The organism is Micromonospora maritima (assembly GCF_902825405.1).
Taxonomy (GTDB): domain Bacteria; phylum Actinomycetota; class Actinomycetes; order Mycobacteriales; family Micromonosporaceae; genus Micromonospora; species Micromonospora maritima.
This window is the reverse complement of record NZ_CADEAU010000270.1, coordinates 1-7,335: the sequence shown is the minus strand read 5'-3', so window position 1 is coordinate 7,335 and position 7,335 is coordinate 1. Positions and strand designations below refer to the sequence as shown.

Annotated in this window: 8 protein-coding genes; 5 read left to right on the top strand and 3 right to left on the bottom strand. The window is 73.6% G+C overall.

Going from position 1 to position 7,335, the window contains the following annotated elements; translation table 11 throughout:
- The 4 genes from HUW36_RS21305 to HUW36_RS21290 form a co-directional block, all read left to right on the top strand.
- Nucleotides 1–402: sensor histidine kinase (locus HUW36_RS21305; RefSeq protein ID WP_343044347.1), on the top strand; the 402-nt coding region annotated here is incomplete at its 5' end.
- 29 nt (nucleotides 403–431) lie between these two features.
- Nucleotides 432–1,115 (top strand): response regulator, encoded by a 684-nt coding sequence (locus tag HUW36_RS21300; protein ID WP_174529784.1) that lies wholly within the window; start codon nucleotides 432–434, stop codon nucleotides 1,113–1,115.
- Nucleotides 1,116–1,370: 255 nt separating this feature from the next.
- Entirely contained in the window at nucleotides 1,371–2,138 is a 768-nt protein-coding gene (locus HUW36_RS21295; RefSeq protein WP_174529783.1) for an ABC transporter ATP-binding protein, read from the top strand.
- Nucleotides 2,138–4,687, top strand: a complete 2,550-nt coding sequence (locus HUW36_RS21290) for an ABC transporter permease (protein ID WP_174529782.1) — start codon at nucleotides 2,138–2,140, stop codon at nucleotides 4,685–4,687. Before HUW36_RS21295 ends, HUW36_RS21290 begins: the two co-directional genes overlap by 1 nt.
- Nucleotides 4,688–4,739: 52 nt before the next feature.
- Here HUW36_RS21290 and HUW36_RS21285 read toward each other — a convergent pair whose 3' ends face one another.
- The 3 genes from HUW36_RS21285 to HUW36_RS21275 all read right to left on the bottom strand — a co-directional run bounded on the left by HUW36_RS21285 (nucleotide 4,740) and on the right by HUW36_RS21275 (nucleotide 6,842).
- Nucleotides 4,740–5,378, bottom strand: a complete 639-nt coding sequence (locus HUW36_RS21285) for an HAD family hydrolase (RefSeq protein WP_174529785.1) — start codon at nucleotides 5,376–5,378, stop codon at nucleotides 4,740–4,742.
- A gap of 113 nt (nucleotides 5,379–5,491) precedes the next feature.
- Nucleotides 5,492–6,244 (bottom strand): neutral zinc metallopeptidase, encoded by a 753-nt coding sequence (locus HUW36_RS21280; RefSeq protein ID WP_174529781.1) that lies wholly within the window; start codon nucleotides 6,242–6,244, stop codon nucleotides 5,492–5,494.
- 97 nt (nucleotides 6,245–6,341) lie between these two features.
- Nucleotides 6,342–6,842, bottom strand: coding sequence for a hypothetical protein (locus tag HUW36_RS21275; protein ID WP_174529780.1), 501 nt, complete (start codon nucleotides 6,840–6,842; stop codon nucleotides 6,342–6,344).
- A 56-nt stretch (nucleotides 6,843–6,898) separates the two neighbouring features.
- Here HUW36_RS21275 and HUW36_RS21270 point away from each other — a divergent pair, with 56 nt between their 5' ends.
- Entirely contained in the window at nucleotides 6,899–7,315 is a 417-nt protein-coding gene (locus tag HUW36_RS21270; protein WP_174529779.1) for a hypothetical protein, read from the top strand.
- Nucleotides 7,316–7,335: the final 20 nt, after the last annotated feature.

Below are 7,335 nucleotides of genomic sequence, written 5' to 3'. Positions count from 1 at the left end.
CAACCCGGCCTGGCCGGCGTCCCCGCGCTGGTCGAGCGGGCCCGCCGGGCCGGGCTGCCGGTCACGCTGCGGATGGAGGGCACGTCCGCCGCGGTGGCCGAGGGGGTGGCGCTCACCGCGCACCGCATCGTCGGGGAGGCGCTGCGCAACGTCCTCGCCCACGCCGGCCCGGCCACCGCGCTGGTCCGGATCACCGTCGGCGGCGGTGTCCTGACCGTCGAGGTGGTCGACACCGGGCGCGGGCCGCGACGCCCGCCCGACCGGATCGGGCACGGACTGGTCGGCATGCGGGAGCGGGTGGCCCTCTACGGTGGGATCCTGCGGACCGGACCGGCGCCGGGCGGCGGCTTCCGGGTGTACGCGCGGATCCCGCTGGACCCGGCCGGTGCGGTCCCCGCCTGACCGCCGCCGGGCACGACGAGGGGGATCCCATGACAGACGGCGCCGCGCCCCGACCGGTACGGGTCCTGCTCGCCGATGACCAGCCGTTGCTGCGGACCGGGTTCCGGATGGTGCTCGGCGTCGAGGACGACCTGGACATCGTGGGCGAGGCCGGCGACGGCGTGGAGGCGGTGGAGCTGTCCCGGCGGCTGCTGCCCGACGTGGTGCTGATGGACATCCGGATGCCGCGGATGGACGGGGTCGCGGCCACCCGGGCGATCGTGGACGCCCGGCTGCCGGTGCGGGTGCTCGTGCTCACCACGTTCGAGCTGGACGAGTACGTGGTCGGGGCGCTGCGCGCCGGGGCGAGCGGCTTCCTGGCCAAGGACGTGCCGGCCGAGGACCTGGTGACCGCGATCCGGACGGTGGCGGCCGGGGAGGCGGTGGTGGCGCCGCGGATCCTGCGCCGGCTGCTGGACCGGTTCGCCGACGTGCTGCCGGACCCGGCGGCCGTCCCGCCCCCGGTGCTGGACACGCTTACCGAGCGGGAGCGGGAGGTGCTGATCCAGGTGGCGCGTGGGCTGTCCAACGCCGAGATCGCCCGGGAGCTGTCGGTCAGCGAGACCACGGTGAAGACCCACGTCGGGCACGTGCTGACCAAGCTGCGGCTGCGGGACCGGGTGCAGGCGGTGGTGCTGGCGTACGAGACGGGGCTGGTACGGCCGGGGAAATAGGTGGCGGCGCTCACGTACCGTGACCAACGGCGGCGACGCGGGGTTGACCATGACGCGACGTGAGGTCCTACCGTCGGCGCCGCGGCCGATCAGGGATCACCCTGAGCCGGCCTGGGGGGCGACCCCCACCGGAAGTTCGGCACGGATTCCGCCCGGGGTCGGACGGTTCCGTGGCCGGTGGCACCGAGGATGGAACTGCCGCACCGACCAGCGGGGGCGGTGCGGATCAGCAGCCAGACGGAAGAGGTAGATGACGTGACCGCGACGGTAGGCCGGCAAGCGCAGGCCGCGGCCCGGGCGAACGACGTGTGGAAGGTGTACGGCAGCGGCGAGGCGCAGGTCATCGCGCTGCGGGGGGTGAGCGCCGAGTTCGAACGCGGCCGGTTCACCGCGATCATGGGGCCGTCCGGCTCCGGCAAGTCGACGCTGATGCACTGCCTCGCCGGCCTGGACTCGGTGACCCGGGGCACCGTGATGATCGGCGACACCACCGTGACCGGGCTCAACGACTCGGGCCTGACGAAGCTGCGCCGGGACAAGGTCGGCTTCATCTTCCAGCAGTTCAACCTGCTGCCCACGCTCACCGCGCAGGAGAACATCCTGCTGCCGCTGTCGATCGCCGGCCGCAAGGCCGACCCGGCCTGGTACGACACGGTGATCGACACGGTCGGTCTGCGGGAGCGGCTCGGGCACCGTCCGGCGCAGCTCTCCGGCGGTCAGCAGCAGCGGGTGGCGTGCGCGCGGGCCCTGGTCGCCCGCCCCGAGGTGATCTTCGCGGACGAGCCGACCGGCAACCTGGACTCCCGCTCCGGCGCCGAGGTGCTCAACTTCCTGCGCAACTCGGTGCGCGAGCACGGCCAGACCATCGTCATGGTCACCCACGACCCGACCGCCGCCGCGTACGCCGACCGGGTGGTCTTCCTCGCCGACGGCCAGATCGTCTCGGAGCTGATCGAGCCGACCGCCGACACGGTGCTGGACACCATGAAGAAGCTGGACGCTCCGGTCGAGGTGGGCAACTGATGCTGCGGGCAACGCTGAAGAGCCTGCTGGCGCGCAAGCTGCGTCTGCTGCTGTCCGGCCTGGCGGTGGTGCTCGGCGTCATGTTCGTCTCGGGCGCGTTCGTGCTCACCGACACCCTCGGTCGGTCCTTCGACGCGGTCTTCGCCGACGCCTACGCCGAGGTCGACGTCAACGTCGCGGCGAAGCCGAAGGTGGAGCTCTCCGAGACCGAAGGCGAGCAGGTGGCCGCTCCGGTGCCGGCGTCGCTGGTCGAGCGGGTGAAGGCGGTTCCCGGCGCGGCGGACGTGCAGGGCGTGGTCGCCGCCGACGGCGCCCGCCTGATCGGCGCCAACGGCAAGGTGGTCACCTCGTTCGGCCCGCCGCAGCTCGGGGAGAACTGGCTCGGCGAGAGCGACCTGGTGAAGCTGCGCGAGGGCCGGGAGCCGCGCGCGGACGACGAGATCGTGGTCAACGCCGCGCTGGCCAAGGCCGCGAACGTGAAGGTCGGCGACCGGGTCGGCGTGCTGACCCTGGCGCCGAAGAAGGAGTTCACGCTGGTCGGCGTGTTCGGCTACAGCGGCGGCCGGGACTCCGTGGGCGGCGCGAACGAGGTCGCCTTCACCACTGGAGTGGCGCAGCAGCTGATGCTCGGCAAGCCGGACGTGTTCAGCAACATCAGCGCGCGGGCCGCCGACGGCACCACGCCGGAGGCGCTGCGCGACGAGGTGTCCCGCGCGGTGGGCGGCGGCTACGACGTGAAGACCGGTGAGCAGCTCGCCGACGACGCGTCGGCCGGGTTGAAGGAGGGGTTGTCCTTCTTCAACAAGATCCTGCTCGGCTTCGCCGCGGTGGCGCTGCTGGTCGGCACGTTCCTGATCCTCAACACGTTCTCGATCATCGTGGCCCAACGCACCCGTGAGCTGGCCCTGATGCGGGCCATCGGCGCCAGCGGCCGACAGGTCATCGGCTCGGTGGTGCTGGAGGCGGTCGCGGTCGGTCTGATCGCCTCGGTGCTCGGGCTCGCCGCCGGCATCGGGGTGGGCGCGCTGCTGGCGTACCTGTTCGGCAAGCTCGCCGGCGGTCTGAGCCTGGCCGGGCTGGGCGTGCCGCCGGCGGCGGTGATCGGCGCGTTCGCGGTCGGTCTGGTGATCACGGTGGTCGCGGCGCTGCTGCCGGCGCTGCGCGCCGCGCGCATCCCGCCGATCGCGGCGATGCAGGACGTGGCCACGCCGGACCGGCCGCTGACCAAGGTGACCGTCGGCGGCGCGGTGGTCACCACGATCGGCGCGGTGCTGCTCTTCCTCGGCCTCAGCGGCAACGCCGGTGGCAACACGCTCGCGACCATCCTGGGCGGGGTGCTCTTCGCGTTCATCGGGGTGGCGCTGCTGACGCCGGTGATCAGCCGGCCGGTGGTCGCGCTGCTCGGCGCGATCTTCTCCTGGTCGGTCCCGGGCAAGCTGGGCCGGCTCAACTCGGGTCGCAACCCCCGCCGGACCGCGATCACCGCCGCCGCGCTGATGGTGGGCATCGCGCTGGTGACCGGGGTGACGGTGATCCTCGACTCGGCGAAGGGCAGCATCAGCGCCCTCGCCGAGGACACGATCAAGGCCGAGCTGGTGATCTCCGGATCCGCGTCCGGGCCCCGCCCGCCGAGCTTCGACCCGGCGGTGCTGGACAAGACCGCCGCGATCCCCGGCGTGCAGCTGGTCGACGGCGAGTACGGCGACATGGCCACGGTCGGCGGCGAGCGGACCTGGGTGGCGGCGTCGAGCAACGTGGCGGCGCTGGAGCGGATCTTCGGGGCGAAGGCCACCGCCGGTGACATCAGCCGGTTGGCCCCCGACCAGATGCTGCTCAGCTCCGACACCGCCAAGGCCCGCAACCTGTCGGTCGGCTCGACCGTGCCGGTGCAGCTGTCCCGCGGCGAGGCCCGCACCTACACGGTCAGCGGCATCTACGAAAGCTCCCAGCTGACCAACCCGGTGGTGCTGCCGCCGCAGGCGGCCGCCGACTTCGCCATCCCCCAGCCCATCCAGGGCTTCGTGCAGCTCGCCCCGGGCACGTCGGTCGGCGCGGTCCAGCCGCAGGTCGAGCGACTGCTGGCGGACAGCCCCGAGGTGTCGGTGGCGGACCGGGCCGCGTTCATCAAGCAGCAGACCAGTCAGCTGGACACGCCGTTGCGGATGATCCAGATCCTGCTGGCGCTGGCCATCGTGATCGCGGTGCTGGGCATCATCAACACGCTCGCCCTGTCGGTGCTGGAGCGGACCCGGGAACTGGGTCTGCTGCGGGCGATCGGCCTGCGCCGGGCGCAGACCATGCGGATGATCACCGTCGAGGCGGTGGTGATCTCGATCTTCGGCGCGCTGCTCGGCGTCGTGGTCGGCACCGGCCTCGGCGCGGCGGTGGTCCGGGCGCTCAAGGACGAGGGCATCACCGACCTGGTCCTGCCCTGGGGCCAGATGGTGACGTTCCTGGTGCTGGCCGCGATCATCGGCGTGGTGGCGGCGGTGCTGCCGGCGATCCGCGCCGCGCGGATCAACGTGCTGGGCGCCATCGCCCACGACTGAGGTGCAAGGAAGGGGCCCTTCTTGTCGCCTGAGCGATAGGAAGGGCCCCTTCCTAACGGTGGAGCAGGGCCGCGAGCAGCTCCAGGTCGGCCGCGGTCAGGCTCTCCACCTGGTGTACGCCGTCGGTCGGCGGCAGCGGCACCTCGGCCGGCACGGCCAGCACGGCGGCGCCGGCGGCCAGCGCGGACGCCACGCCGGTCGGCGAGTCCTCGATCGCCACGCACCGCCCGATCGGCACGTCGAGCAGCCGCGCGGCGGTCAGGTACGGCTCCGGGTGCGGTTTGGCCTCGCCCACCTCGTCGCCGCAGACCACCGCGTCGAAGCTGTCCCGACCCAGCGTGTCCAGGGCCACCTCGACGAGCGACCGTCCGCTGGAGGTGACAAGCGCGGTGGGGATGCCGGCGGTCCGGACGGCGCGCAGCAGCGCGAGCGCGCCGGGCCGCCACCGCAGCCCGGTGCGGAACAGGTCGAGGATGCGCGCGCTGATCCAGTCGGCACTGGCCTGCGGGTCCCGCTCCGGTTGGCCCAGGTCGTCGTGCACGATCCGCATGGCGTCGGCCATCCCGGTGCCGACGATCGCGCGGCGGGCCTCGTCGGACAGCGTGCCGCCGTAGACGGCTGCCAGTTCCTGCAACGCGACGTCCCACAGCTTCTCGCTGTCGACCAGGGTGCCGTCCATGTCGAAGAGCACGGCGGCGGGGCGTGGGCTGTTCAGCGGGGCCTCCTTCGGTACGCGTACCCGCCGATCCTGCCAGCCCGCCCGGGCCCGGCCGGCACCGTCCCCGATCGGGGTGATCTGCGGCATCAACCGAGGTCGCACGCCTTCAGCGAGTTCTCGTAGCCGCTGAAGAACTTCTCGCTGCGCTGCTCGGCGGTGCCGTGCGAGCCCTCGGCGAACCAGGGCTGGTCCGGGTCGTCGCCGACGGCGAGCAGCCCGTCCCGGAACTCGTCCAGATCACCGTCGGCCAACGTCAGCGCCCCGGAGCGCACGCTGTCCCCGAGGTACGCCCCGGCCATGCAGTCGGCCTGGAGTTCCTGCTGGATGGTGAAGTCGTAGCGGATGCCCAGGCGGACCTGCACGCCGTGGGCGTACTCGTGGCCGAGCAGGTAGAACAGGAACGCGTCGCCGATCTCCCGGAACGCCGAGACGGACCAGTTCACGTCGTAGGCGATGAAGTCGCCGGCCGAGCAGTAGACCGCGTTGTTGCGGGGCAGGCCCTGCCCGCCGCAGGACACCTCGCCGGCCCGGCTGTAGGGCACCACCCGCCGGATCGGCCGGAACTGCTCCCCGGAGGCGCGGAACTGCGCCGTCCAGTACTTCTCGGCGAGCCCGACGGCGTCCTGGAAGTCCTGCTTGAACTCGGCGACGCTGGTGGTGCCGTCGGCCCGGGTGGTCCGCGCCCCCGGGCTGGCCTGCGCCGGCCCGCTGTCCTGCGGGGCGGGCTGCTGCGACTCCCCCTGGTCGAGCCCTCCGCCCATGCAGCCGGCGGCCACCACCGCGGCCACCACCAGCCCGGCGAGCGGCCCGAGCCGCCGACGTCGCGCCCTGTCCCCCACGGTTACCTCCCGGCTGTCGAACCCGTGCCCCGCTGCTGTACCCCCGGCCGGCGCCGGTGATGCCCACCGGCTCTCACGCACCGGGGTCGGGAAACGTTCACGTGTCGACGGCGGTGAACAGCAGCAGCGCCCGCTCGAGGTCGAACCACACCTCGGCGGTGCCGGCGGCGTCGTGGTCGGCGCTGCGCCGCCAGCGCACGCCGTCCGGCACGTATCCGCCGAGGCCGGGCCAGACCTCGGGCGCCACGCCGGTGCCCGGCGTCCAGACGTACGTGGTGGCGAGCGCGCGGGCGTCGGCCGGCGCGAGCCGCACCACGCCCTGGTAGCGCCTGTCGGTCGGGCCGGGGGCGCGGGAGCAGGCGAAGCTCGGGTAGTCGACCTGCCAGTGGATCTCCGGGTACGCGCCGATGCCGGGCACGTCCTGGTCGGTCCAGCGCCGGTCGGTGCGGATCGTCGCCTCCTCGGCGGCGACCCGGGCCGCGCAGTCCCGCTCCCCGGTGTCGGCGGACCGGGCGAGCCGGAACGCGCCGCCGCAGGCGGCCAGCAGGAGCACACCGAGCGCGGTGGACGCGGCCAGCGGCCAGGAACGTCGGGTCACGCCGGCAGGGTAGCCACCGCCGGCCACCGTGGACCGCCCCCGGTACAGTCGCCGCCGTGAACCCGCGGGTGGCCCACGCGAGCATCGTCTACTGGCGTCGCAGCATCTGGAACGGTGTGCGGTGCGTGCCGGTGCTGATGACCCTCGACCAGGGCTGGCTACGCGCCCGGGACCGGCACGGTGTGGAGGTGTTCGCCGTGCCCGCCGCCCAGGTGGGCGGCCGGTTGACCCGCCTGGGCACGCTGCTGCTCGACGTCGGCGGGCGCCGCTACGCCCTGGTCGGGCGCGGGTCCGACGTCTCGCCGCGGCCCAGCACGGACCAGGAGCGCGGGTGCGCGGACTTCTGGTCCCGGCACACCCCGCCGACCGGCGACGGACCGGGCGTGCTCGACCAGTTCCTCAACGGCGCGGCGGCGTTCCGGACCCGGTCCTGGCGGGACGCGCTGGTGCGCGCCGGCGCGCCGCTGCGCTGACCGGGTCCGACCGGGGCGGC

Bases quoted from the DNA above. Each gene is read 5' to 3' on its own strand.
- HUW36_RS21300 (WP_174529784.1), top strand. From the start codon at position 432: ATGACAGACGGCGCCGCGCCCCGACCGGTACGGGTCCTGCTCGCCGAT.
- HUW36_RS21290 (WP_174529782.1), top strand. From the start codon at position 2,138: ATGCTGCGGGCAACGCTGAAGAGCCTGCTGGCGCGCAAGCTGCGTCTG.